This is a genomic window from Kurthia sibirica (genome assembly GCF_003143975.1).
GTDB classification, from domain to species: Bacteria; Bacillota; Bacilli; order Bacillales_A; family Planococcaceae; genus Kurthia; species Kurthia sibirica.
In genome coordinates this window covers 1-26,928 of sequence record NZ_QFVR01000009.1, presented here as the reverse complement: position 1 = coordinate 26,928, position 26,928 = coordinate 1, and the positions used below count along the sequence as shown (strand labels likewise).

Here is a 26,928-nt window from a genome sequence, read left to right as displayed (position 1 = left end):
TAATTTCTCTTGTTAAAAGTACATTTCGACATGTATTCTTTTATTTTATTTAACTGTTACCGTCGTCTTACTACTTTTATTATTTGCATGATCTACTGCATAGACATTTAATTTACTACCTTTTTTCTGTTTAACGATCTTCGTTATAAACGTCCCTTTACTATTTACTTTACTCGTCGCAATTCTTTTACTATTTTTATAAATTTGAATCGTGTTATTTTTTGATGCGGAACCTGTTACTTTTATTGTAGTTGCTTTCACTGATTTGACAGCACTCACTTTTGCCGCTAGTACAGTTTTTGTTAATGTTTTAACTGTTTTACCTTCAATATTTTTTAAGACAAACTTTAATTTCGTATTTTTCTTTTGCTTACTTATTTTCAAGCTGTATGTCCCACTATCAGTTACTGCTGCTGATTGCAATAATTTACTGCCGTTATAAAGATAAATTTTAGTCGATTTAGATGCCGTTCCACTAATTGTTGTTGTCGTATTTTCGACTGTTGGTACAGATAATTTTGCCGTTTTACTTGTCACTATTACTTCATTTTTTAATTTTTTCATAGCTGACTCTGCTTTTGTTAAATCACCTTTATTATTGACTAATTTTTGTTGAGATACTGAAAGTGTGTTGAACATTTTTCGAACCAAATTAATTGCTGCTTCATCTTTTAATTGTAATTTCCCACTTGAAATGACGTTAATTAAATCACTTACTTTTTGTGCCGCCTTCATATCTACTTCGATGATTGATTGTAACTGTGTCTCTGCTTCTACTAGTTGCTCATAATTTCCAACGATCGATTGTTGTTCAACTGTTAATTTCTCATAGGCCAATCTTGCTTGTTCAATCGTATTCTTATCTGCTTGAGTAATTTTTTTGGGTAAATTATTAATTTGCTTTATAGCAATTTGAGCCTTCTCACTATTTTCTTTACTAATTACTTCCAACTGTGCATTTAATAATTGCAACTTACTATAATTTGTAATTAATTGTTGTTGATTAGTAGTAAGCTCGTTATATATTTTTTCAATAGCAACTATTTTCGGACGATCATTTAATGTGATTTTTTCCACTTCTGGCAAAGTTAAAATATCAATTACAATTTTAAAAATGGTCGTTGATTCTAACTGTGCTAAGGTTTTCTCCACTCGGTCTAACTTCACACTATTCGTTATAAGTCCTTTTTGAGCTACAGTTAATTGAGAATATTCATTTCTAGCTACTTCAATTGCAGAACGATCCGTCGTTTTAACGGTCGTAGTTGAAGGTAGTTTTTCGATTTTTTCGAAAACCTGTAAAGCATTTTCTTTTAAAGAATTTAATTTGAATTTCATTTGAGGAATAACTGTATATCCTATAATTTTTTCTTTTTGTGTTTCTGTCAGAAGATTGTATGAAGTTTCGATTGTTTCAACAATTCGCTCATCTGATAAATCAATATTCTGTAGTGCTGGCAAAGTTGAAATTAAGTTATTTACATACGTGATTTCAGAATTAAATGCAAATGTTTTAATACTTTCAATCGTTCCTTCTAAAATATCTAATTTAGAGGCATTTTTCACAAGCGCTTGTTCTTCAGCTTGTAAAGCCAAGTATTGATTTCTTGTATTTTTAATTTTCACTTCATCTTTCAGTGTTACTTTAGTTGGTTCTGGTAATGAATCGATTAATGCTATTACTTCATTTACTCTTTGTTTTGATAATAATTCTTCCACTTTATTAACAACTGCCACTAATTTTTCTCGATTTTTCCCCTTCAATTGTTGTTTCTCAATCTCACTTAATGCATCTACTACTTTTTTTACATCTCTAATTGCTTGTTCATCATTTAAAGTGATTTTATCAACTACTGGTAAGTCGGCTATTAAAGTATCTACTTTTGTGATTTCGGCTTGTAATTTTGCTAATTTTTTTTCAACTTCTAGGAAAGCAGAATAATTCGTTATTTTTAGTTTTGACTCTGTAGATAACCCTTTATACGTTTCTCGAAGCTGTTGAATAACTGGTAAATCTTCAAAAGTAATCTTTTCTTTTGTTGCTAAAGATTCAATCGTATTCATCGTCTGTTTAATCGTATCTTCTAGTACTAATGTGTTTAATTTATTTTCTGCATCTACTAATTTTTTCGTATAGTTTGCTCGCACTAGCTTTTGAAATTCTTCTGAAAGTGCTGTAAATTCTTTTCTTGCAGCCTCTATTTTTTCTTTATCTGTCAATTTCGTATTAGATGCTGTCGGTAAAGAATTTAATAAATCTTCTACCACTTTTACAGGAGCAATTTCAATAAGCCTAGCCTCTAATTGTTGCAGTTTTTCGTAATTTTTGATTTTTGATTTTTGAATCTCATCCATTGCATTATAGGTAGTACGATAAGTTTTCAAAGTTGTCTGATAAGAAAAATCTAATTTCCCTACCTCAGGAAGTTTAGAGATATTTGTAATTAATGTGTTAATTGATTTAAACCAAGTAATTTTATTTTCTGCTGCTGTTAATAATGTTAAATTTGTTACTCTTGTTCTTAATGTTGTTGAGAGTTGATTGTATGAATTTCTAGCATCTTTAATAGCCGTTTCATTATCTAAGATAAGTTGATCTGTCGCTGGCAGTTGATTGATTTTATCGATAACATCAGCCACTTTTTTATTATCTTGTAAAACAATCATTTGTTTTTTACTGTCTTGTAAACGATCGATATTCGTAATTAAAGCTTTTGAGTTATCATCAAGAACTTGAATTTCTTTATCAATAGCAAGTATTTTCAATTCATCCTCTAAAGTGAGTAATTCATCGCTAGGTAAGTTTGTGATATCCTTAATTATTTTAGTGACTGATTCATTTAATAATTGATCCATTTGATTTTTTATAGTTTCAAAAATTAAATAGTTGGTTACTTTTGTTTTAAAGTCATCCGATAGTTCTTTGTATTTCTTCGTTAATGCCACTACTTCTTTTAAATCTTTTTCAATTGATAGGTTCTCCACCTCTGATAATTTCTCAATTGATTTTTTTAATTCATCCACTGATAAAAATTGATCATAAATCAATTTTGCCGACTTATATTTTTCAATATTTCTAAAAATCAGTTTTTGTTTTTCAGTTGTATTTTCAATAAATTCAATAATCTTTTGGACATCAGCAAAATTAGCTTCTGTTATTTCAGCTGATAAAGTATCAATTTTACTTTCGGCTACTTTAGCTACTGCTGTCGTCAGATTATTTTCAGCTGCGTTCAAGTCTTCCTGCGAAATACCAAACTTCGCCATTAATTTATAGCTTTCATCGTAAGCTTTTTGAATATCTTCATTCGCTAAAAATTCATCTTTATATGCTCCAGCACTATTTATGTAGGCTAATTGTTTTGTAATTTCATCACGATTCACTAAATCAAAACTTTGTGATCCCCAACCGCCACCTAATTCTGCTCCATAGGCAACTGTAAACTGCACAGTCATGACATCATCACTTTGTAAATAACTATCCGCAAAACCTACATTCGGAAAGACATTATTTAATTTATACATCCAACCAGACATATTATTGAAATCAAATTCACCTAAAGATTTAGAATGATCATCTGGGTCTATATCAAGGTTCAGATTTTCAATCTCTTGCGGTATATTTACACCGACATCGTAAATCGAGCCTTCTTTTTTCGTAATACTTGCTAAATAGAAACCATTTGTCGGTGTCCCTGTTGAAGTATAGGTAAATCCATTTTTATCAAGCTGCTCTACTAGTAATTGCGCTGCGGTTTGGCCTTTATAAATCGGCATTCTTGTCGGCTCGATAATATAGCCTAAGCCAACTGTAAAACCATCTACCGACATAATATAATCACCAATATGATCCCCGTTTTCAGCTGGCAATTGCGTAATTTGATAATTTTTTGTTAGGGTCTCCGATTCATTCGTAATAACAATCTTTACATTGTTTATCCCGTTCACCAATTCTAATGTATAGCTTGTTTTTTCACTGTCATCCCAATTGACGGCAACCTTTTTATCATTGTTTGTTACAATTATTTGATTGGTGCTTAATTTTTCATTTTCACTATTTTTAGCCCAAACATCAAAAGTGAGTCTGTCAGATTTTGTTGTACGGTCTGCTAATGTTGTTTTAAACGATGTTACTGTTGTCGTTTCTTCTGCTGAAGCTACAACGGGTTGTATTGAGACAACCGTTGCAGACATCATTAGAATGAATACCATTAAATACGTCAATACTTTTGATATTATTTTCTTCATCCTTTATTCCACCCCTAGAATCGTTTTTCAAATGTCAATTTCATTATTTAACTGTAATTGAGCGGATTTTACTCTTATTATTCATACCATCCTTAATAGCGATTAAGATTTTCGCACCTTTTTTCTGTGCTTTGATTTTCATCGTATAGTTTCCTGATGAAGATACCGTTGCTGTTCCAATTTTTGTCCCTTTGACAGTCGCAAAAACCGTCATACCTTTCGTTGCTTTACCTGTAATTTTTGTTGATTTTGAATTAATTGAGTTAGCTGAAGGTGTCGCTAGTTTTTTAGCTGCTTGTACCGTCATTGAACGAATGCCACTCTTATTATTCATAGCATCTTTTATGGTAATCGATACTTTTGTACCTTTTTTCTGTGCTTTGATTTTCATCGTATAATTTCCCGAAGAAGATACCGTTGCTGTTCCAATTTTCGTCCCTTTGACATTAGCAAAAATTGTCATGCCCTTCGTTGCCTTACCTGTAATTTTTGTTGATTTCTCTCCAATTGCATTCGCTGTTGGTGTTGCTAATATTTTAGCTGCTTGCACCGTCATTGAGCGAATGCCACTCTTATTATTCATAGCGTCTTTTATGGCAATCGATACTTTTGTACCTTTTTTTTGTGCTTTGATTTTCATCGTATAATTTCCCGAAGAAGATACCGTTGCTGTTCCAATTTTCGTCCCTTTGACATTAGCAAAAATTGTCATGCCCTTCGTTGCCTTACCTGTAATTTCTGTTGATTTCTCTCCAATTGCATTCACTGTTGGTGTCGCTAATATTTTAGAGACTTCTACAACAACTGTTTTAGATGCTCCATTTGTTTTCACAACTAATTTTGTTCCAGCAGTTTGCGCTGGGATTTTAATTGAAAATAGTCCTTTTGAAGTTGTTTTACTTGAAGCAATTTCAATACCGCTTCTTAAAACCGTTACTTCCGTATTAGCTGTTGTTTTTCCTGTTACTACAGTTGTCTTATTTTTCACAGGATTTACTTCGATCAGTTTGTCATTTTTTAATACCTCTAATGCCAATTCTGCTTGTAATAATGTATTGTAATTCTTCACTAGTTTTTGCTGACTCATTTTTATAACATCATAGGCTGTACGAGCCAGATTGATGACTTCTTCATCTACAAGTGTTAAGTCACTCACTTTTGGTATTAGTTTGATTTTATTTGTTACTTCACTTGCTACTTGTTCATCAATTTCTACACCTTCAATTTTTTCAAATACTTTTTCTAATTTTAATAAAATACTATAATTTGAGACATTCATTTTTTGACTAACTGTCAGGGCAGTGTATGCAGTGCGAACTGCTTGAATACTTGCTTGATCTTGTAATGTTAGATTTTCTTCAGAAGGTAGCATATTAATCATTTCTACTAACTTCATCGCTTTTTCTTCATCTGTTAATTCTTCATCTGTTCCCTGTAGTAGTTGCTGCAATTGTAATTCAGCGTCTAATAATTTACCGTAGTTTGTCACATGAATACGATCTTCAACTGTTAATTTGTCATATGCTGCTCGAATATTTTTCACTTGAATTTCATTTTTTTCAGTAATTGTTGTTGGTAGCGTCATAATTAATGCATTCACTTCATTTGCTAAAGCCCATTGATCTACCCATTTAGCGTAATACTGTTTATTGCCACTACTTCCTTTAGCAATTTTGGTAATTGTTGAACCTGTATATGCAGCATTTTCATACCAACCAACAAATATATAACCCTCTTTTTTAAGCTCTTTTTCTTGAGGTAAGATAACTTCCTCTGTCGATGTATAGCGGTCCATCATTACTTTATTGAATTGACCACCATTTAGATTAAATAGAATGGTGTAGGTATTTGCTTTAAATTGCGCATAGAGTTCAATATCATGTTCTGGTACGACTAATAATTCATTTGCTAAGTAGACCGTTCCACTTCCATCTGCTTTTGAATTCCATGAAGTAATTTTTTCATTCGTTGTAGGCGAACTAGCAGGTATTTTAACCGTTGAATAAGGTGAAGCTTGTTTCTCTTGTTTTGTCGCTGCTGTATGGAACGTAATATTAAAACGTTTCGTCTTCATATTTTTATATTGTCCCGCACTCTGGTCTGTCATATCATATAAAGATTTCTCACCGTTTTTAAAACGATCATATGCAATCAAGCCGTATAGAGCTTGGTCAGTTGCCATAGCATTTACACCTGTACCTGAACCACCACCACCATCATATCCGGCAGTAACATGTTTAAAACCACTTACCTCAGGTGAAGATCCTGAACCTTCAGCAAAAAAGCTCACTAGCATATCAATCATATTATCTGTTGTTACTCCATCATTAATCCCTGCTTCTCTATTAAAGGTAGCCGTTTTTCCAATCGTAGGTAGCTCGACTGACTTTGTTTTCGGATCAATCTTTAATGCTGTTAATGCGACGATTACTTGAGATGTACTTTCTGCATTCACATTTCCCCATGCATTAAATCCACCACCAGGTTGTTGCATTTTTGCCATTGCTAATACCGCACGTTCCACTGCTTTTTTAAATTCTTCATAAGTAGCAGTCGCTTCAGCCCTTTGATATTTCGCTTGATTTAAGTAATATGGGGCTAAAGCCTGTAATGCCATTCCTGTAATATCTGGATCGGCTACCTTTCCTGCTAATGCCCATCCACCTATAATTCCATCTTTATCCACTATTTCTTTACCTAATATATAATCAATCATTCGACCTTTAGTATTAATATCACCTTCCGTATATTTTGAAGGTATTTTTACCATTTCATAATTCCCTGTATCAAGAGCAATTAGTTCCCAAATTGGCCCATTAATACCTTGTCGGTAAGAAAACTTATATGATTGAGATAGACGATCGACAAAATCGTATCCTCCAACATTCGTAATAGGAATTCCTAAAGCTGTCATCGCTAATGTTAAACGTGACCATTCAGTTGATTTATTTCTGTCTAATTCTCCAGCCTTTGATTCAACATATGTATTAATGCCTTCTGTATACTTCGTAAAATAATCTGCAGGAATATAGTTTATATAATCTACCCCTGTATACATTCCTCTTAGTAAATCCATTACTGACCATTCACCAAAAGTTGACCCCATTTTTGGTTCTTTTACAGTTTCTAAAATGTATCTAGAAGCTGCATTAATATAAAACCGTTCATTCGGCTTCTCATCATTCCAGAAGCGTAAGTTTAAATCTTTGTACTCTTCATTTGGATCAAATGCTTTTGCTGAAGCTTTCAAGGTTACACTTGGGACAATTAAACTCAATAATAAGACCCATGTTAAAATAACTGAAAGTATTCTTTTCATTTCTCTCTTCCCCTTTTCTCCCTCTGTTTTCAAAAAAAAACACTAACCTATGAAGGTTAGTGTTTTTGGTTTAATCAATTATATGCATAATTAAAAAGCCACATTCCCTTAATCCCAGAAGGTATGATCATTCACAAATAATGGCAAGTTTCCTGACTTAAGATTATGTGTTCACTTCACCTTCCCAGTTTCCCAGTGGTATATCAAATGAACAAATCTATTTACAGTGGCCGGACCGTTTAGGATTTTCACCTAATTTCTTTTACGCTACTTTCGTAGACACCATTATTATTTATTTAACTGTGATATTACTAGAAGTATACGCACTGAATTTTATTAAAACAATAACAGATAGAAAAAATAGACCTTACTACCTAATATTGAAAATGTATAAAAACCTACTATTATACAGCTTGATGTCACAAAAACAATCGATAAAGAAGTGAATTTCTATTTTTAGAATTTTTTATTTTTTTGATGAAATTTCAAAATAGTAAAAATCTATAAAAATCCCCCTACAATACTTGAGCATACCAAAGATAAAAATACGCCTCTTCATTCATCCTATTATTCTTTAATGGGTGTACCCTATTACTCATCCAATTATTAAACGCTATAGATACTCGAATCGCTTCAGAAAATTGACAACTGATTAAAATAAATAACAGGAGCACTATCGTTAATTGATCTTCTTTTTGCGTTTTAACACTCTTTATATTACATATAAATATGCTGTTAATTAACTATCTTCCCTATTTTTCATTAGAGATTTGATGACATAAAAAAAGAGGGTGAGGAAGAAAAAATAGCTGTCAAACTTATTTAATAAAAAATGGCTCTGTATCAATAGGAAGTAATCCTTTATTTTCACCGTAGGTGAAAATAAAGGATTACTTGTCGGTGGAAAGCTTTCGCTATTTCTATTTTTCTAAAATATGAATTGTTTTAATAGCCCAACCTATATAATAGAACCTAAAAAATTCATAAAAAATGACTGGAATCAAAATGATTCCAGTCATTTCCCCATTTTTATTTTACAAATTTAAATTCTTTTTCAGTACCATCTGCAAATTCAATATCTACTTCCACTTCCGTATAATCTTCATCGATATCAAAATTAGCAAAAATTTGCTTCTTAACATCGGCTTCTGATGTTTTTGGTGTGATTGTTAGCTTTTCAACAATGGCCGTCATTTGTTTTAATGCCGCATCATTGACAATTTTTTCATTTGTGCGTTCATCTTCTATTTCCGCTTCTTCCACCATTAAATTTTTATCATATTCATATGTTTTTTCTCCAGTAGGGTATTGAATTTCTACTGTAAGTTCAGTGAATTTTGTCGTCTTTTCTTCTTTAGATGCTTCTTCTTTAGATGCTTCATCATTTGTATTCGTATTTTTTTCTGTTGAGTCATCTACTTTGTCTTCAGATTCTTGTTCCTGTGATATAGTTGGCGAGCTTGTATCTTTGTCTTCCTTATCATCGTTACTACATGCTGCTAAAGAAAGAGCCAACAAAGGCAGGGTCGCTCCTAAAATTAATTTTTTCATAGCAATCTCTCCTTTTCTTTAAACTATTTCCTCTTACCCAAATAATAAAACATTTTACTTTTTCATTTCAAGTTATATGCAAAGAAAAAAGCTCTTTAAACGCTGACTAGCATTCAAAGGGCCATGACACTACTTATTGATTCGGACAGAAAAAATGGCTATGCATTTGATTTCGTATTGTTAGATTTTATACAATTGGTATCCAAATTTCACATACATCTGTATCATTCCCTGTAAAATTTGGCGGATAATATTCAATTTGAATGGGCAATGCAATCTGCCAATTATTTGCTGGTAAAATGACTGTGAAAACTTGCTGCCAAGTTTGCTGAATCGCTTTTGGCATGGGGCCTGTCACTTCAAATTACAACCATTTTGCAGCTGGGATCTCTAAATGTGTTACATCTGCAGAGTGGCTAGAATCAACGGCAATTCAGTAGTCCTTCAATATTGCCATCATTAAGCGCCAATAAATGATGTGATAAACCGCCAGGGCTATTTGCTTGTTGCCAAAACTCAGATATTTTCACCGTTCACTGTACTGACGGTAAGCTTTTTTCCAACGATAGCAAAACCATTTAACTCTGTTATTTTTGATTCCAATAAATCCCCTCCGCTAACATATATTGTCTTTATCTGTTCATTCAATTATAATTTGCTGTTAATTCTAATGCAAATTTCACGTATAAGCGTTTAAAAAGTGGGTAAGACGCTCTAGCATAAATGAAGATAACCAGAGGTTGGCAATAAATTTATTTTGGGGGTTATGCCGTAGATGATAAAAATTATCACAGCACTAAGACTAACTGCGAGTAGAACGCGCCGTGGTGATCTTGTATTTTTTATACGTCAAATACGATGTGAGATTGTTTGAAAATCCTAACAAATAGTATCAAACAAAAAAACACTATTGCATACCTATCCACTATTTTATCTAAAGCCAAAAAAAATAAGCTCGCTTTAGTTAGCGAACTCAAACAATTTATTAATTTTCTGGGAATACTTCAATCATTTCAACTTGCTCCATCAATAGGCAGTTGTCTTGCTTTATCGCTACCATACTAGACGGTAGTTCATTCCATCTTGTTGCAATGCCTTCAAGTAGTTCTAGCAGTTGCTTATCTGATGCTTGGTGACTTTCTAATTCAATTTCATATGAGTCTTGAAAATCTAAATATGGTGCCATTTTCTCTCTTTTTAATGGCAACTGTATTTTTTCACCTAAATTCAATAGTTTTTGCAAGTGTGTTGTTGCTTCAAGCTCTGTTGAAGCGTTCATATATACTCTAATAAACAAAACATAAACTCCATTCTTTTATAAATATAACGGCTTTTTAAACGGCATTTACTATCATATATCAAAACTAAAAAGCATGATAGGGGTCAATTACCCTATCATGCTTTTTTATTTAACTAACACTTTTGACCTAATATCTACGCCCATGAAGTGTTTGCTATAATACTTAAGCTCTCAGCACATGTTTTAATACTTTCCCCGATGCATTTCTAGGAAGTTCATCGATGAATTCCATTTCAAATGGTAATTTATATTTGGCTAATTGCGTAGCACAATAATCTAGAATTTGTTGTTCTGTTGCCATATGACCATCTTTTAACCGAATATATGCTTTAGGTACTTCACCATAGATTGCATGCGGAATTCCGACAACAGCCGCTTCTAATATCGTTGGGATTTGATACAGTACCTCTTCTACCTCAATTGGATAAATATTTTCACCACTACGAATAATCATATCTTTTTTACGATCGACGATATATAAATATCCTTCTTCATCAAGTCGACCTAAATCTCCTGAATACAACCAGCCGTCGCGTAATGCCATTTCTGTTTCAATATCATTATTTAAGTAGCCTTTCATGACTTGCGGACCCTTGACGACAATTTCACCAACATACCCTTGCGGCAGCGACTGTCCATTACCATCATCAATACGAATCTCCGTATCACGTAACGGTTTACCAACTGAACCTATTTTTGTTAACGCATCTTCATCTGTTAAAGACGAAGCTGCAGGTGAATTTTCAGTTTGGCCATAGAAGTTTTGTACCTTAATGGCTGGATACGCTTCTTTCAATCGTTTAATAAGTTCAAATGGCATCGGTGCTGCACCATAACCAAACAATCGTAATGAGGACAGATCATAAGCTAGGCGATGGTCATCATTCAAAATGAGTGTATACATTGCTGACACACCAAAGAAAAATGTCGCTTTTGTCTCGCTCAACTGACGGACAATATTTTTTGGTGAAAAGCCTGCTTCAATAATAAATGTCGCTCCATAACGGAAAGCGGGTACCATAAAGACATGCGCTCCAGCACAATGAAATAATGGCGTGCAGATGAACAGGCGATCGTCGGCAGTTAATTGCATCGGTTCTGCCCAAATATCAGCAGTTATGTAAATATTACGATGCGTTAACATCACACCCTTTGGTTTACCCGTCGTACCTGATGTATACATGACAACGGCAATATCAGCATCATCTACTAACGGTTTAGCGTAGTCGAATCGTTCCAAAAAAAATAATTCTTCTGTCAATATAGTAAAGTGATTATGATAATCGATAGCCTCTAACGTGTTCGTTAGTGTTGAATCGACTATGACGCCTTTAGCTTGAGAATTTTTAAAAATAAATTCTACTTCTGGTGGAGCCAACTTCGTATTAATCGGCATAACAATATAACCAGCCATCTGAACTGCAAAATAGGCAATTGGAAATTTCGCCGTATTCTCCATTAGTAGCGCAACAATATCCCCTTTTCCCAGTTGTTGCTGCTGTAAATATGCTGCAACCCGCTGAGCCTCGTTATAAAACTGTGCATATGTTATTTCTTCGTTCTGAAAGACAATTGCTACTTTATCACCAATTTCGGTCGCATTTTTCTCAAGCACATCCATCATTAACATATTGACTCCGCCTTCCTATAACCCTCTCGACTGAATTGTGATTCAGTCTCTGTTATTAATTTTAACAACAATTATGCGAATTATCAAAGAATTCGTTATAAACTAGCTAAATTTAGTCTATTCGATTATTAAAAGAAAAAATCTCTCCACTAAATGATTGTTTTATTGATGAAAATAAAAAGAATATAGTATAAAAGTTCATGAACTATTCCTCTTTTTTCTTAGCACATCAAAAAAGCGTTCAAAGATTTCACACTCTGAACGCGCTGTTTTTTTAGTTGTTTTTATACTTCTACTGTCAATACTTGTCGAAATGCTTTTAATGCAGCACCGATTGTTACCTTATGCCCCATATCTTCCAATACTTCGCCAATCTGACAAATAGCATGTTCCAGTACTGTCGCTGTTACACTACCCATATGACCGATTCGGAATGCTTTGCCTGCTAAATGAGCTAACGCACCTGCGACGATAATTCCTCGTTCAGCTAATTTCGCTCTAAATTCTACATCGTTTATACCTTCTGGATATAAAATACAGCTCAAAGTTGGTGCTGCTACCGCTTCTTTCGCTAATGGTGTCATCCCAAAAGCATTAAGCGCACGACGAATGGCTGCTCCATAATTTTCATGACGTTTAATACGGGCTTCCATTCCTTCTTGTAAGACAATTTTCATAGCACATTCATAGGCATATATTAAATTAACGGGTGGTGTGGCAAAATAATTGCTTGGATTATCCATAACATTCCGCCAATTATTAATATCAGCATAGTATGCTGGTACAGTATCTAAATCTTGTCTTGCTGCTAATGCTTCCTCCGAAAATGCGATGATGGCTAATCCTGGTGGTACACCAATTGCTTTTTGAGAACCACTTAACACGATATCAATCTTCGCTTCTTCACTACCATATCCCTTCCCCATATTCTCTTCTAATGCTGCAGTTGCACAAACACCATCCAAAATAAATAAGGCGTTAGCAGCTTTTACAATCGGGATTAATTGTTCAATATTTGCAACAACACCAGTCGATGTATCGACATGTGTTACGGTGACCGCTTTATACGTATGCGCTTTCAATTGTTGTTGAATTAATTCTAACGATACTTGTGTACCCCATTCTGCTTGTAGCACATCTACTTCAATACCAAAGGCTTGCGCTAGCGGGATGAAACGGTCACCGAAGTAACCATGACTGACAACCAATATACGATCACCCTTACTAACCGTATTGACGATGGCCATTTCCATTGCTAATGTACCTGAACCCGAAATCACATAGGCCTCTGCATCTGTATTAAATAGCTCCTTCGTCAAATCAATAGCATGTTTATAAATTTTGGTGAAGCGAGGGTCCGTATGTCCCATAGTTTCTTGGCCAAGTGCCTCATATACTTCATCTGCTATCGGTGTCGGTCCCGGGATCAATAAATATTCTTTGTGTGTCATGTTTTCATCCCCTATTCTTTTGTTATATAACACAACTATAATATATAAAACTGTTATAATCAAGTAATTTACAAACTATTTGAAAAATTGTTAATATACATTGTCACAAATAGCGAAAAATATTTACATTTGAAGCGTTTCATACTATGATGATGAGGACTTTAACAGATTATAATAGAGGTGATTCCATGAAACTAATCCAAGCAAATATACAACAACTCGACGTCATTATGAACATAATCGAAGATGGACGAATTGCTTTGAAAAATCTAGGTATCGATCAATGGCAAGGTGAATACCCTGCCATTGACAATATTACTGATGATATACATAGGGGCATTAGTTATTTATTAGTTGATGACGATCAATACGTAGCGACTGTAGCAGTTGACCCTCACGGTGAAGCAGTCTATGATACCATTGAAAAAGGAAGTTGGGCGTCCGATGAGCCCTATATTACTGTTCACCGTATGGCAGTTAGCCTAGCGACAGCCAATAAAGGCGTTGGTACACATTTATTAACGGCTTTAGAACAGTTAGCAAAAGAACTACAGTTTTCACAAATCCGACTGGATACACATGAACGTAATATCGTCATGCAACGTGTTGCTGAAAAAAATAATTATCGTTATGCAGGCATTGTTAATTATGGTGAAGATGTTGATTTTGATTGCGTAGCCTATGATAAATCCTTTTAAGAAAATGGAGTTGAGCTTGTGGAAACTGAACCAGTTATACCTACAAAAAAAACAATACTTTTCAAAATAGGGATGGTATGTATTGGTCTTGCCTGCCTATTTTGGCTCATACCAATTGCCATAGCATTTGTCTCGCTTACAACTGCTATGAAAGCAACAGCTATCGCTAGTTGTTTCATTATCGCTGAAATTTTCTTTTGGATAGGTGCGTTACTCGTGGGTAAGGAGCTTGTGACTAAATTCCGTAGCTCGTTACATCCTCGCAATTGGCGCAAAAAAAAGAAGAGTGACGATTAATCATATATGCTACATGATAAGCAGTTAATGCTAAACAGCACAGCTCGCCTCTATTGGGTGATCTGTGCTGTTTATGTTATTTTCTATTAATATCTACTAGTGAGTTCAGTATATACTAGCCTAACTGTTCCTTGTTGTAGCGTATTCATATGTATTTTGAACAAATAAAAAATTGGAGGCAACTAGTTACAAGTTACCCCCAATCTCTGAGGTCCATCAATTATATTAGTGGACTGTGATTTTATGTTCATACAACTCTCCCGGATATTCTAATTTTAATGTGGTTAATAGTGATTTAGTTAAATTATCGGGAATGTGAAAATGAACTGTATTCATCGGTACAAAACGTCCAATATTATAGACCATATCATGTAGTGAACGCATCGATAATTTTTTCACTTCTTGCGTAGCATTTGAAACATACTCAGCGACATAGTGAAATTCTTCTTTTGTGATTTTTACATTTAGCATATGATCACTCCAATTACAAATATTCTGATATTTCCTATCAGTAATAACATACTAACATAAAATAGAATATTTTGTACATTAATAAGCTTTTTATTCATTCGCTAATGTGATGATTCTTTGCTAATACATCACATTTTTAGATCAATAGCTCATAGAAGCTTGAGATGACAAGCTTTTCAATTATCTTAGTTCAAATTAACTGTTTTTAACAATTCATAAATAATCGAATAAAATATACGCCTTTTTTTTCCTTTTCAGTCAATATACGTTACAATTATTTTAAAGACAGGGAGGTTGATTATTAATGGTCGATAGTTTGTATGAAAGACTCAATCCAATTATCCAATCTTTTAATGGTCATATTGCTGTTGTCATTGCCGATCATGACAATAGCCGTGTGTTAAATGGCGAGGAGCAGACAATTGCTGCAAGTGTGATAAAGGTACCCATTATGCTTTATGCTCTACATGAAGCACAACATGGTCGTCTGGATCTTCATAAGAAAATTGCGATTACATCTACAGTTGGTGGTTCAGGTGTTCTAAGCGCCTTAACTTCTCCACCACCTCAAAGTATTTTAAATTTAATTGAGTTAATGATTATTGTATCTGACAACACAGCTTCAAATTTATTATTAAAAGAATTAGGCATTCAACCAATCAATGCGTTCTGTGAAAAATTACACTTAAAGCAAACAGTAATTGAACGTTATTTTATGGATGAAGAAGCCCAATTAAAAGGCAAAAACAACTATGTATCCGCTAATGATTTACACAAATTACTATTGCTCATTGGTGAGGAAAATGAGGTATTGACAAACGACAGTCGCCAACTTGCACTCAACATCATGAAAAACCAGCAGTTCACCGATCGCCTTGGAGCGTTAAATGATGCCTATGATACCATCACGATCGCCAGCAAATCAGGTACACTTGATTTAATCGAGCACGATACCGCCATTTTCCTCGTCGGGCATTATCGTCTGTATGTGACCGTACTTACTTCACAGTTAGTAGAAGTTCATCATGGTACAAAATTAATGGCTGATATGAGTACGATTATTCACAGTTGGCTATTTGACAAAAGATAATACGCTACCTCTTGTAAAGTGAGTTAAATGGCTTCTCTCCATTTAACTCACTTTCTTTTATTTTTCCAAATATAGGTGATAGAATAGAGCAGTCTTGTAGGCAAGTCTGCTCTGCCCTCACAATAAATTGCTATCAACAAAAAAGAATATAAAAAAGCACAGCATTTGCAACCTTGCTGTACTTAAAATGCGCACTGCTAGTAAAATTCAAGACTAATATAGCACATCAACTGTAAAATAGAACGACATTGACATGTCTATTATTTGCTGAATTTTGCGCTTTGTGCTGTTATTTTACGAACTTCTTCTATATCAATTGGTTGTAAAAAACTTTTGCCAAAACGTACTGCAGAACCGACATGTATTTCTTTGATCCCAGCTCTTAAAATAGCTGGTGCATTGTCAGCTGAAACACCCGCTCCAGCTAAAATAATGATATGCTCAGCATGGTTATTTAATAATTGAAGTTGTTGTAAGCCGTTAAAAGCTGTTTTTTCACTACCCGATGTTAAAACTCGTCCAATTTGGGGATATTTTTTCAAAATCTCTAAAGCTTGTACTTGATTTTCCACTTCATCGAAGGCTCGATGAAATGTAATTTGTAGCCCCTCACAATGTGGTACTATTTTTTTCAAAAAAAACTCATCAATTATATTTTCCTTCGTTAACGCACCCAATACAACACCCGCCGCACCTAACAATTTTATCGCTTGTAAATCATCAATCATCACTGCTATATCATCTTCCTCATAATAAAAACCATTATTATGTGGTCTTAACATAACAAAAACAGGAATATCTACAGCCGCTACAACATTCTTTATGAGTCCTAAGCTCGGTGTAAGACCATCCTCTGACAGTGCGCTGCATAATTCCAAGCGATTTGCTCCACCCGCTTCTGCAATTATGGCATCTTCTACACTTGTAGCGATTATTTCTAACAAATTTTGCCAACTCCTTCATCTATTCATTGTTTGGCTAGAGGTCATTCAAGCGCCTTTTTGCTTCGCTATCACCTTGCAATGCAGCCCGTTTATACCAATATTTCGCCAATTTGATATCTACTTCCACACCTATACCCGATTCATAACAAAAGCCAACATTAAACTCACCGTGTCGATCAAATTTTTCGGCGGCCTGTAAATACCAAGTCATCGCCAATTCGCCATTATTCATCTCAAAAGCCTGATGCCCCATTTTATTAATAGCAAAAAGGTCGCCGTTGACCGCAGATTCATGATACCAATAATTAGATTTTTTCATATCTTGCTGTACACCACGTCCGTTCTCATATAAAAAACCAAGGGTATACATTGATTCGGCAACGCCTAGTTTTGCAGCTCTATGGAATAATTCAAATGCTATCGTATCATTTTGCACTACGTATTCACCTCGTAAATACATATCTGCTAAATTATTTAGACCGTCGGGAAAGTTTGCAGCTGCTGCATATTCATAACTGGTAAAAACAAAAGCAAGATCAAAGGGACAATACTGGCCATCATAGCTAAAATTACCCAGCCAATAAATGGCTTCTGCTTGCTGTTGTGCAGCGGCAATTTCATACCATTTAACCGCCCATTGTGCTAACCCTTCCTCCCGATAAAAATGAGCCAACTCGATAATTGCGGATAGTGATCCCGTCATTGCTGCTAAAAATAAGGGTACGGCCTCCTCCTCTATTAAAAAAGGAAAGTCTGACTGTTGTTCGAAGGTCGGAAATTGTTCTAAAACCGATTCAACACATTGCCAAACTAACGGTTCAACTAACGGATCAACTGTCGTTACTTCCTTTAATTGAGTGGCTACTATATATAATGGTGAGAATAACAGCGTATCATTTTTCAGTACTTCCGCCATCAGCGTCCCTAAGGCATTGACATATTGTTCTCTCCAATTTTCGGCATTATTTTTATTTCCTAAACTGTCCATTTTGCTAAAAATATCCATCATCATTCTCCTCTAAGTCAACTAGTAGTTGATTTTTTCAATAATAATATCATTCTAATCTATCGCACTATGTATGGCATCGCTATCTAATGTTTCAAAGGCAGCAGTTTCAAAATGGGCAAATTTTTCCTGACATACTCATTCTGCCAAAACTTGCAACCTATTTTAATTTGTCAATTGATGCTCTTCTCGGTTATCAACCGCGATTGACAAAAGAGCAAATCCCCAAAATATACATTCCGTTTACACATGATTTTTCCACATGTCACTATAGTGAAGTATATGCTGATATTCACCGTATTTCAAAAGAATATTATAGCTGTATATCCTTTCTTAAAATCTGAAACATTCTAACTCGAACAACAATAGCCATTGTTGAACATACTGTCAAAGATGACCTACCTTATTAGAACTCTTCTCGAATTCAATTGAAACTAAACAACCAGTCTCCGATAAATTATCGAAAACTGGTTGGGACATGCTTTTTTGTGACTGTCCAGTATTGCGGGTTCAGTCGCGACATATGTGGTATTCCTTTTAATTTTGGCTAAGGTTTTATTCTAGTCGCTTCTCTATATTTCTTAAAATAATTTCATGAATTCACGCATTAAACCTGGTAAGTCTGGCCATGCATGACCACTCACAAGATTTTTGTCCGTGTGCACTGGCTCATCAATATATGTTGCTCCTGCAGCGATTACTTCTGGTTTACATGCAATATAAGCGGTTAAAGAACGACCTTGTAGCGCTTGTGGAATTACTGCCAAGATTTGAGCAGCATGACAAACAGCAGCAATTGGCTTTTGTGCTTCAAAGAAATGTCCGACAATGCTAGGGATCTCGTCATTTAATCGAATATATTCTGGCATTCTACCACCCGGAATAATCAAACCATCAAAATCCGCGGGATTAACATCACTAAATGCAGCAGTGGCATCTAAACCGTATGCTGTTCTTTCAATATACGTATCCATTCCATCGACAAAATCATGTAATACTGTTTGTACTTTCTTTACAGTTGGCGCAGCAATTGTTACGTCAAACCCTGCTTCTAAGCAGCGGTAATATGGATAATAAATTTCCAATGCTTCCACAGCGTCCCCAGCAATAATCAATATTTTTTTCGACATCATAAACCTCTCCTCTACTCATTTTTATCCTTCTCTATACTTATACCACAAAATATTCTTTTTTATACATTTAGTTCCTTCATGCTAACCTACTACTAGCAAGTCTTTAATAAGCGATAGCCTCCTAATACGATTACAACACCGATTATACTCGCTCCAACCGCTACCGAAAAGCCATTTTGTGAACCGTATAAATCAATTACCGTACCTGCGATTGACGAACCAATAGCAACACCTATCCCAAGACCGGCTGTTGCCCAAGTCATCCCTTCCGTGAGCTGTTCTTTTGGGACGACTTGTTGTACTAAAGTCATTGTCACAATCATCGTAGGTGCTACAAAAAGTCCAGAGAAAAATACGACAATCATCAGCTGAGCAATCGACTGAATAAATAAGAGTGGTACAAGCGATATGCTGACTAAAATAATAACAGTGATTAATTGTTTCCGTAAGGAGTATGCGCTATTCAGTAGCCCAAAAACTATACCTGCCAAACAGGAACCAATGGCATAGATTGACAGTATATAGCTGGCAGCAACGGTATTACCCGCTTGCTCTGCGAATGCGACACTTGTTACATCGACTGTACCAAATATCGCTCCAACCGATGTCAATATAGCAATTAAACAAATAATTGATCCATTTGTAATGACTGGTTTTACTGTCATACTATCTATTTTTTTTACGGTAGGTTCTGTATTTTTTTGTTGTGTTAACCAAATTGCGCCACATACTAAAAAAAAGATTGCTACGAGTGGTGCTGCTTCTGGAAATACCCCTACGCTCAAACCAATTGCAAAAATCGGGCCAAAAATAAAACTAACCTCATCCATTACCGATTCAAAAGAAAATGCTGTACGAAGTTTTTTGTCACCGGCATAAATATGGGCCCAGCGTGTACGAACCATTGCTGACATATTAGGAATCCACCCTGCCGCTGCTGCAGCAATAAACAATGACCAATTTGGCGCTTCAAAATAAGTTAAAAGTAACAACATAATTACGGCAACAGTCGTGACTGCCGATGATGGTAAAAGTACTTTTGACTGACCAAAACGATCTGCTAATCTAGCAATTTGTGGCGCTAGTAATGCCGATGAAATTGCAAAAGTAGCAGCAACGGAACCAGCTAACCAATATTCTCCATTAATTTGTGATAACATCGTGACAATACCAATCCCCATCATAGAAATTGAAAATCTAGCGATTAGCCCGGCTAGTGAAAAAGCTAGTGAACCCTTTGGTCGAAAAATTTCTCTATATGCATTGATTTCATATTCCCCCTAACGAAACACACTGTCTACGTTAAACATTATCTTCATCCACTGATTATGTCAATTTATCCAACTTATTGAAAATAGTGTAGAGGTTCCCTGCAATTAGTCAATCTGCAGTAAATCCTCTACACTATTTACTTGCTCAAAATTAGGAGCATTTCACGAATTGTTTTACACGCTGCTGCCGTTGAAGCACCTGATGGATCATATTGTGGTGACAGCTCCACAATATCTGCTGCCACGATATGTTTTAACGACTGTAGCGTACCAATTGCTTGTAATAATTCACGATATGTTATACCACCTGGTTCTGGTGTTCCGGTACCTGGGAAAACGCCTGGGTCTAAAACATCCAAATCGATCGTAATGTATACGGGCATATTACTTAATTGAGCGACAACTTCTGGTAATGTTTTTAATGTGAATTTTTCTAAATGTGTATGTTTTTTAGCCCATTCAAATTCTTCTTTTAGCCCTGAACGAATACCAAACTGAAAAATTCGGTCATCTCCTAAAAACTCATGACAACGTCGCATAACTGATGCATGTGATAATTTTTCGCCCAAATAATCTTCACGAAGATCGGTATGTGCATCAATATGGATAACATGTAAATTAGGGTATTTCTCAAAAGTAGCCTTTATAGTAGGTAAACTAACTAAATGTTCGCCACCTACCATTAGAAATTTTTTTTGATCATCCAGTAATTCAACTGTAAAATTTTCTATAGTTTGCAAAACCTTTTCAGTATTTCCCAATGCGAGTTCAAGATCGCCACCATCAAAGATGTTCTGTTCTTCCAAATCCATGTCTAAATAAGGAGAATAAGATTCCAAACCGTATGAATCCGAACGAATTGCTTGCATAGCAAAGCGCGTACCAGGTCTAAAACTAGTCGTTCCATCAAATGGAATACCAAACAAGACGAGGTTACTTTTTTCATAGTTAGTATGACAACCGATGAATGTTGAAATATTCTGCACCTTAGTCTTCACTTGCCAACTCCTCTTTTACATAATTCGGCAAGGCAAATGCACCAATATGCAAATCTGTATTGTAGTACTTTGTTTTTAAAGAGAATTTTTTCCATTGAGCAATTTTTATGTCAGCGATTGGATCAAATGATTTGGACGCAAAACCAAATAACCAATGACCAGATGGATAGGTTGGCATATGATATTGATAGACCTTTGTTAGTGGGAAAATAGCTTTAATTTTATTACGTGCTTTGCGCATATTCTCAGCATATTCTTCAAAATAGGGTGATTCATGTTGATTGATTAAAATCCCTGTATCGTTTAAAACACGGTAACATTGCTTGTAAAACTCCGTTGTAAACAAGCCTTCACCTACAGAAATCGGGTCAGTTGAATCAACCAATATTAAGTCGAATGATGCATCTGGTGCATTGCGTACATATTGTAAACCATCTTCAAAATGTAGCGTCATACGCTGATCTTCTTCAATACCAGCTGCTGTCAGTGGTAAATACTGCTGACTCAAACGAAATACTCGCTCATCAATTTCAGCCATAACGACTTTTTCCACTGTCGGATAGCGTAATACTTCACGTGCCGTACCTCCGTCACCACCACCAATAATTAACACATGTTTAATCATAGGATTCGTAGCAAAAGCAGGATGGACAATCATATCATGATAAATGAATTCATCTTTTTCATTGACCATCATTAAACCATCCAAAGTAAAAAATGTTCCAAACTCCCGTCCTTTATAAAAATCTATTTGTTGAAAAGCAGTTTTTTCACTATGAATATGCTCATCATAACCTAATGAAAACTTACATTGCTCACTCCACTTTTCGGTATACCATTTCATTATTTGACACGCTCCAATTCTGCTTTTACTTGTATTGCTGTAATTTCTTGTTCGGCAAATTGGCGGATTTTATCTGCCATACCACGAGGAACTTCAAATGACTCCGTTTTTTTAGCTTGTAGTTTCTCGGATAAATAATCTGCTGCCATCCAAGGATTCACCGATTCTCCACATGTATAGACATCGACCGAAGCAAAACCATATTCCGGCCAAGTATGAATAGTTAAATGTGATTCTTCAATAATAACAGCACCCGAAACACCATATGGATTGAAATGATGAAATACAGACTCTACAATCGTTGCTCCTGAATAATCTGCTGCACCTCGCATACTCTCTTCAATCAATGAATTATTTTCAATAATCGTACGTGGGCAACCGTAAAATTCGATTAGTACGTGTATACCCAGTGTTTTTAATTCTAACCCCATATTATCCCATCTCCTTTATTACAGAAATATGATGCGCTTTCTGTGACTCTATTAACACATCGCCAACATTTTGACAGTAGTAAAAATATTCATCAATTACCTTTTGTGATATCATTTCTCCTGGAATAACAAGTGGAATTCCTGGGGGATAAATCATTAATGAATCAGCGCTTATTCGCCCGATGGATGCAGTAATCGCTATTGTTTCCTGCTCGGCGTAAAAAGCCTCTCGCGGCGACAGGATCACCTCATTCATTGTCATTGGTTTTATTTTTTGAATGGGTACTACTAACGTAGCATGTGCTTTTTTCTCTACATCTTTTAATGCTGCTACTAGCCGGTGCAACGACTCATCATCATCAGCCATCGATATGACCGCCACAATAACATAGCTCTCCGCTAATTCTACTTGGATATTATAGTGTGTTTTTAACATCGCATAGACATCAAAGCCTGTCATGCCCAAATCATTTACACGAATAACTAGTTTTGTCCAATCGTGATTTTGAGCGAATTGTCGCTGCATATACGATTCTTTTAATACTTCCATTCGACCAGCAGATTCGATAGTAGCAATCGCTTTTTCTACTAGCGGTTTTAAACGTTTAAAATGCTCTCTACCATGTAAAACTAACTGCTGCCTAGCAACATCTAATGACGACATAAGTAAATAATTCGCACTTGTTGTCTGTAACATATTCAATATTTTTTTCACATGGTTACTATTAACTCTTGTATTATTTACTAGTAACATAGAACTTTGGGTTAGGGACCCCCCTGTTTTATGCATGCTCACAGTTGCCATATCAGCACCAGCCATCATCACATCAAGAAAATCCTCATTCATAAAACCTAAATGTGCACCATGTGCTGCATCGACAATAACTGTAACCTGTTGTTCATGCGCAAGCTGGCAAATTTTTGCAAGTTGACTCATAGAGCCAAAATAGCTTGGATAACAAAGTAGCAATACTTTGGCTTGAGGATGATCATAAAGCGCATCTTTGACAGCCAACTCCGATACGCCGTGTGCGATTCCAAATCGTTCATCGATTACTGGTTGTACAAAAATCGGTTTTGCACCACTCATCATTAAGCCATCTATAACTGAACGATGGGCATTTCTCGGCAAAATAATCGAATCACCTGGTGCGCAAACAGCCATAATCATCGCCAAAATACCGACTGTTGTTCCATTAACAAGGAAAAAGGCTTCATCTGCAGAAAAGGCTTGCGCGGCTAATTGCTGCGCATGACCGATCACCGATTGTGGATGACTTAATAAATCCAATTCTTGCATTGAATTGACATCCATACGCATCGTCATTTCACCCAATACATCCGAAAGGGGAGATTGTAACATCCCCATTTTATGTCCGGGAACATCAAATGCTAGTGCATGAGCATTTGCATAATTCACTAAAGCATTAAACAAGGGCATATTGCGCTGTTCTTCAACAAGTTGTTGTGTGCCAACAACGTCTTCTTGTACGATACTATTGTTCATCGTGCGGCCCCTACTGGCTCGCATTTCCCTATTGCCTGTAGTAATGCTGTTACACGATTTGTTTCTTCCCAAGGTAGTTGTAAATCACCACGACCAAAATGACCATACGCCGCAACTTGTCTATATTGAGCGGTTCTTAAATCCAACATATCAATTATGCCTGCAGGCGTAAGATTAAATTCTTGACGAATAGCCGCTAACAGTTTACTTTCGGCTATCTTGCCTGTCCCAAAAGTTTCTACTGCAATACTTATTGGTTCACTAACACCTATAGCGTACGATAATTGAATTTCGCATTTGTCTGCTAATTTTGCAGCAACAATATTTTTGGCAATATATCTTGCTGCATACGCTGCCGAACGATCTACCTTCGTGCAATCCTTACCAGAGAATGCTCCACCACCATGACGCGCCGCTCCTCCATAGGTATCGACAATAATTTTACGCCCTGTCAGTCCAGCATCACCATGCGGCCCACCTACTACAAAACGGCCTGTTGGATTGATTAACAAAGTGAAGTCCTCATTCATATTGAATTGACGTGCTGTTTTTAAAACAATCTGTTTTTTAACATAGGACTTAAACTCATCGTCAATCATTTGTTCATCATGTTGAATAGACATTAAAATGGTTGCAATCTTTGGTTTTAAGGCGTCTGAATAATCGATGGTAACCTGCGATTTCATATCTGGTCTCGCCCATTTGAAAAGACCCTCTTTTCTCAGTGCGGATGCTTGACGAACAAGTGTATGTGCCATTTCAATAGCAAGTGGCATGAAGTTTTCCGTTTCATTTGTTGCATAACCAAACATAATCCCTTGATCTCCAGCACCAATATCCTGCGTATCACTTGAAGCATCTACACCTACAGCAATATCTGGTGATTGACTATGTACGAGTACTTGTACATGACATCGTCGTCCATCTATTCCTAAACAATCGTCATTGTATCCAATTTCCAATAATGTATTTCTTGCTATTTCTTCAAAATCCAAAATGGCTGTCGTCGTAATTTCTCCACCAATAATAACGGTATTCGTCGTATTAAAAACCTCGCATGCTACCCGAGCAAAAGGATCCTGTGACAAGGCAGCATCCAACACTGCATCTGAAATTTGATCGGCAATTTTATCCGGATGTCCTTCTGATACTGATTCGGAAGTAAATAAAATTTTTTCCTCCATAATTAACCACTCCTAACAAATAGTAATATTTTTAGGCACAAAAAAAGCTATCCTCAACCTCAAGGAAAGCTTCGATTAATATCAGCTGCTTCTCCTCTTATTGTTCACAAAGCTATTGCTTCGTGCTCAGGTTGGGCCCCATGATTTAATTCTGTTGAATTAAATTGGTTTGCCACCGTATCTTCGACCCCTCGTCTCAACGGCTATTAATAAGACAGACACTCTATTTATGCTGGAATCAATATAATGTTTTTATAAAAATCTGTCAACAGGCTATCTTTTTACATATATTTTCTACAAAAATCATTTATATGCTATTTTATTAATTCATAAAATGTACTAACCATACTACTTCACGCTCATTTTAAATCATTTTTCTTTTAAAAAAACTATATGATTTTTCTTTTTTATAAAGAACATATACCAAGCTTCTCACTTTGTTATAGAAAAATTTCTATCTATATAAAAGCTATTATATAAACTTTTTATCCTGCATAAATTTAACACAGTGCATTATAATACCTAGTAGATTAATAAGTTTAATATTTTTAATTTTTTTTAAAATAAAAACTATTCCTCCACCAATTTCACCTTGGTAAGGAATAGTTTTTCATTTTATTTTGGCATTTTTTTCAAATAGGCAATAACACTTTCACGAGATTGTAGCACAGTATGTTCCCGTTGCTCATCACTACTTATTTTGGCATTCGCTCTCGTCATCACCTCTCCAATACTCTGTTGTGGAATAACAACGACACCATCATCATCTGCCATAATATAATCGCCAGGTGTAACAGCAACACCACCAAGAGCTACTGTTGTATTTATAATGCCACCACCCTTTTTAACACCGGCGACTGCTGTAGTACCTTTACAAAATACAGGCCAAGCTAATTCTTGAACTGTTGTAAGATCTCGAATGACCCCGTCGACAACAAGCCCTGCAATCCCGACAAGTTGCATCATGCGGATGACAAAGTCTCCTGCAATTGCACGATTCATATCTCCCTTAGCATCCACTACGAGTACATCGCCAGGTTTTGCTTGTGCAATTGCTTGTACGATTGCACCATTTTCTCCAACTGGTAATTTAACCGTAAGCGCAGGCCCAAACAATCGTTGTCCTTTTACGATACTATGAATGCCCCCCAACATAAAACCTTCGCCATTTTGACCATCGCTAATTGCCGTTGTAGGTGTATACTTATATCTTGACATTTTTTGCTCCTTTCGAAGCTGACCTATTGCTAGTATATACTATTTTTTAAATAGAGTGAATAATTTGTTAATAATGACAATTGAATTGGATCAAGCCTTCTTTATTTTCTAAATATCATCAAGTGTAACTTACTTTTTCCGTATGGTTTAGCATGTTAAAAAGAAGGTGGAACAGATGAGGGCACTGAAAAAGTCCACTTATGCACAGAAAAGCGAGGACAGGAACGAAATTCGTTCCTGTCCTCGCTTTTTCTCGTAGCCGTTGATTCCGTTCCGGCGGGCGCTTTTCGCGGGCACGGCTCCAGCCTTCTCCCTCGCTTCGCTCAGTCCGGGTGCT

21 protein-coding genes, 1 pseudogene and 1 riboswitch are annotated in these 26,928 nt (G+C 35.6%); of the genes and pseudogenes, 4 read left to right on the top strand and 18 right to left on the bottom strand.

Annotated features, from left to right (window positions below):
• Positions 1 to 45: 45 nt before the first annotated feature.
• From DEX24_RS08335 to DEX24_RS08305, 7 genes are all read right to left on the bottom strand, one after another.
• Positions 46 to 4,248, bottom strand: a complete 4,203-nt coding sequence (locus DEX24_RS08335) for an Ig-like domain-containing protein (protein ID WP_109305968.1) — start codon at positions 4,246 to 4,248, stop codon at positions 46 to 48.
• Positions 4,249 to 4,291: 43 nt separating this feature from the next.
• Positions 4,292 to 7,567, bottom strand: a complete 3,276-nt coding sequence (locus tag DEX24_RS08330) for an Ig-like domain-containing protein (RefSeq protein ID WP_109305967.1) — start codon at positions 7,565 to 7,567, stop codon at positions 4,292 to 4,294.
• 125 nt (positions 7,568 to 7,692) lie between these two features.
• A riboswitch (cobalamin riboswitch) is annotated at positions 7,693 to 7,869 on the bottom strand.
• Between the two features lie 727 nt (positions 7,870 to 8,596).
• Positions 8,597 to 9,118 (bottom strand): YusW family protein, encoded by a 522-nt coding sequence (locus DEX24_RS08325; protein WP_109305966.1) that lies wholly within the window; start codon positions 9,116 to 9,118, stop codon positions 8,597 to 8,599.
• A 187-nt stretch (positions 9,119 to 9,305) separates the two neighbouring features.
• Positions 9,306 to 9,476: a GyrI-like domain-containing protein gene (locus DEX24_RS08320; RefSeq protein WP_307725580.1), complete on the bottom strand. Its 171-nt coding sequence runs from the start codon at positions 9,474 to 9,476 to the stop codon at positions 9,306 to 9,308.
• A gap of 627 nt (positions 9,477 to 10,103) precedes the next feature.
• A complete protein-coding gene (locus DEX24_RS08315; RefSeq protein WP_109305964.1) occupies positions 10,104 to 10,415 on the bottom strand; it encodes a hypothetical protein in 312 nt (103 codons plus the stop codon).
• 166 nt (positions 10,416 to 10,581) lie between these two features.
• Positions 10,582 to 12,048 carry a class I adenylate-forming enzyme family protein gene (locus tag DEX24_RS08310; RefSeq protein ID WP_109305963.1) on the bottom strand — a complete coding sequence of 489 codons (1,467 nt, stop codon included), beginning with the start codon at positions 12,046 to 12,048 and terminating at the stop codon, positions 10,582 to 10,584.
• 284 nt (positions 12,049 to 12,332) lie between these two features.
• Positions 12,333 to 13,499 (bottom strand): pyridoxal-phosphate-dependent aminotransferase family protein, encoded by a 1,167-nt coding sequence (locus DEX24_RS08305; protein ID WP_109305962.1) that lies wholly within the window; start codon positions 13,497 to 13,499, stop codon positions 12,333 to 12,335.
• Between the two features lie 188 nt (positions 13,500 to 13,687).
• Between DEX24_RS08305 and DEX24_RS08300 the strand changes: the two genes are divergently transcribed.
• Together DEX24_RS08300 and DEX24_RS08295 are read left to right on the top strand one after the other, a co-directional pair.
• Positions 13,688 to 14,197 (top strand): GNAT family N-acetyltransferase, encoded by a 510-nt coding sequence (locus DEX24_RS08300; RefSeq protein WP_170112888.1) that lies wholly within the window; start codon positions 13,688 to 13,690, stop codon positions 14,195 to 14,197.
• An 18-nt stretch (positions 14,198 to 14,215) separates the two neighbouring features.
• Complete coding sequence (locus tag DEX24_RS08295; RefSeq protein WP_109305960.1) at positions 14,216 to 14,494, top strand: transporter suffix domain-containing protein; 279 nt, start codon at positions 14,216 to 14,218, stop codon at positions 14,492 to 14,494.
• Positions 14,495 to 14,719: 225 nt separating this feature from the next.
• On the opposite strand, the gene DEX24_RS08290 is transcribed toward DEX24_RS08295, so the two are convergent.
• A complete protein-coding gene (locus DEX24_RS08290; protein WP_109305959.1) occupies positions 14,720 to 14,965 on the bottom strand; it encodes a hypothetical protein in 246 nt (81 codons plus the stop codon).
• 304 nt (positions 14,966 to 15,269) lie between these two features.
• Here DEX24_RS08290 and DEX24_RS08285 point away from each other — a divergent pair, with 304 nt between their 5' ends.
• A complete protein-coding gene (locus tag DEX24_RS08285; RefSeq protein ID WP_109305958.1) occupies positions 15,270 to 16,055 on the top strand; it encodes a serine hydrolase in 786 nt (261 codons plus the stop codon).
• 260 nt (positions 16,056 to 16,315) lie between these two features.
• Here DEX24_RS08285 and DEX24_RS08280 read toward each other — a convergent pair whose 3' ends face one another.
• Positions 16,316 to 16,999, bottom strand: coding sequence for a copper homeostasis protein CutC (locus tag DEX24_RS08280; RefSeq protein WP_109305957.1), 684 nt, complete (start codon positions 16,997 to 16,999; stop codon positions 16,316 to 16,318).
• Between the two features lie 34 nt (positions 17,000 to 17,033).
• Entirely contained in the window at positions 17,034 to 18,005 is a 972-nt protein-coding gene (locus DEX24_RS08275) for a tetratricopeptide repeat protein (protein WP_170112887.1), read from the bottom strand.
• Positions 18,006 to 18,349: 344 nt separating this feature from the next.
• On the opposite strand from DEX24_RS08275, the pseudogene DEX24_RS17765 reads away from it, so the two are divergent.
• Positions 18,350 to 18,475: pseudogene (locus DEX24_RS17765) on the top strand (IS3 family transposase); the annotation flags it as partial.
• A 111-nt stretch (positions 18,476 to 18,586) separates the two neighbouring features.
• Here the strand turns inward: DEX24_RS17765 and DEX24_RS08270 are convergent.
• The 8 genes from DEX24_RS08270 to DEX24_RS08235 all read right to left on the bottom strand — a co-directional run bounded on the left by DEX24_RS08270 (position 18,587) and on the right by DEX24_RS08235 (position 26,591).
• Positions 18,587 to 19,135: a DJ-1/PfpI family protein gene (locus DEX24_RS08270; RefSeq protein ID WP_109305955.1), complete on the bottom strand. Its 549-nt coding sequence runs from the start codon at positions 19,133 to 19,135 to the stop codon at positions 18,587 to 18,589.
• Positions 19,136 to 19,230: 95 nt separating this feature from the next.
• Complete coding sequence (locus tag DEX24_RS08265; RefSeq protein ID WP_281288192.1) at positions 19,231 to 20,406, bottom strand: MFS transporter; 1,176 nt, start codon at positions 20,404 to 20,406, stop codon at positions 19,231 to 19,233.
• A gap of 140 nt (positions 20,407 to 20,546) precedes the next feature.
• Positions 20,547 to 21,407 (bottom strand): agmatinase, encoded by an 861-nt coding sequence (gene speB / locus DEX24_RS08260; protein WP_109305953.1) that lies wholly within the window; start codon positions 21,405 to 21,407, stop codon positions 20,547 to 20,549.
• Positions 21,397 to 22,251, bottom strand: coding sequence for a polyamine aminopropyltransferase (gene speE, locus DEX24_RS08255; RefSeq protein WP_109305952.1), 855 nt, complete (start codon positions 22,249 to 22,251; stop codon positions 21,397 to 21,399). The genes speB and speE overlap by 11 nt, the downstream gene beginning before the upstream one ends.
• Positions 22,251 to 22,682, bottom strand: coding sequence for an adenosylmethionine decarboxylase (gene speD / locus DEX24_RS08250; protein WP_109305951.1), 432 nt, complete (start codon positions 22,680 to 22,682; stop codon positions 22,251 to 22,253). The genes speE and speD overlap by 1 nt, the downstream gene beginning before the upstream one ends.
• A 1-nt stretch (position 22,683) precedes the next feature.
• Positions 22,684 to 24,189, bottom strand: a complete 1,506-nt coding sequence (locus DEX24_RS08245; protein WP_109305950.1) for an aminotransferase class I/II-fold pyridoxal phosphate-dependent enzyme — start codon at positions 24,187 to 24,189, stop codon at positions 22,684 to 22,686.
• On the bottom strand, positions 24,186 to 25,376 hold the full coding sequence (metK, locus tag DEX24_RS08240; protein ID WP_146192975.1) for a methionine adenosyltransferase: 1,191 nt from the start codon (positions 25,374 to 25,376) through the stop codon (positions 24,186 to 24,188). Before metK ends, DEX24_RS08245 begins: the two co-directional genes overlap by 4 nt.
• 612 nt (positions 25,377 to 25,988) lie before the next feature.
• A complete protein-coding gene (locus DEX24_RS08235) occupies positions 25,989 to 26,591 on the bottom strand; it encodes an RraA family protein (RefSeq protein ID WP_109305948.1) in 603 nt (200 codons plus the stop codon).
• Positions 26,592 to 26,928: the final 337 nt, after the last annotated feature.

Excerpts from the sequence above, each read along its gene's own strand:
- DEX24_RS08335 (WP_109305968.1), bottom strand. The coding sequence starts at position 4,248 with ATGAAGAAAATAATATCAAAAGTATTGACGTATTTAATGGTATTCATT.
- DEX24_RS08330 (WP_109305967.1), bottom strand. The coding sequence starts at position 7,567 with ATGAAAAGAATACTTTCAGTTATTTTAACATGGGTCTTATTATTGAGT.
- DEX24_RS08325 (WP_109305966.1), bottom strand. The coding sequence starts at position 9,118 with ATGAAAAAATTAATTTTAGGAGCGACCCTGCCTTTGTTGGCTCTTTCT.
- DEX24_RS08310 (WP_109305963.1), bottom strand. The coding sequence starts at position 12,048 with ATGTTAATGATGGATGTGCTTGAGAAAAATGCGACCGAAATTGGTGAT.
- DEX24_RS08305 (WP_109305962.1), bottom strand. The coding sequence starts at position 13,499 with ATGACACACAAAGAATATTTATTGATCCCGGGACCGACACCGATAGCA.
- DEX24_RS08300 (WP_170112888.1), top strand. The coding sequence starts at position 13,688 with ATGAAACTAATCCAAGCAAATATACAACAACTCGACGTCATTATGAAC.
- DEX24_RS08290 (WP_109305959.1), bottom strand. The coding sequence starts at position 14,965 with ATGCTAAATGTAAAAATCACAAAAGAAGAATTTCACTATGTCGCTGAG.
- DEX24_RS08285 (WP_109305958.1), top strand. The coding sequence starts at position 15,270 with ATGGTCGATAGTTTGTATGAAAGACTCAATCCAATTATCCAATCTTTT.
- DEX24_RS08275 (WP_170112887.1), bottom strand. The coding sequence starts at position 18,005 with ATGGATATTTTTAGCAAAATGGACAGTTTAGGAAATAAAAATAATGCC.
- DEX24_RS08270 (WP_109305955.1), bottom strand. The coding sequence starts at position 19,135 with ATGTCGAAAAAAATATTGATTATTGCTGGGGACGCTGTGGAAGCATTG.
- speE (WP_109305952.1), bottom strand. The coding sequence starts at position 22,251 with ATGAAATGGTATACCGAAAAGTGGAGTGAGCAATGTAAGTTTTCATTA.
- speD (WP_109305951.1), bottom strand. The coding sequence starts at position 22,682 with ATGGGGTTAGAATTAAAAACACTGGGTATACACGTACTAATCGAATTT.
- DEX24_RS08245 (WP_109305950.1), bottom strand. The coding sequence starts at position 24,189 with ATGAACAATAGTATCGTACAAGAAGACGTTGTTGGCACACAACAACTT.
- DEX24_RS08235 (WP_109305948.1), bottom strand. The coding sequence starts at position 26,591 with ATGTCAAGATATAAGTATACACCTACAACGGCAATTAGCGATGGTCAA.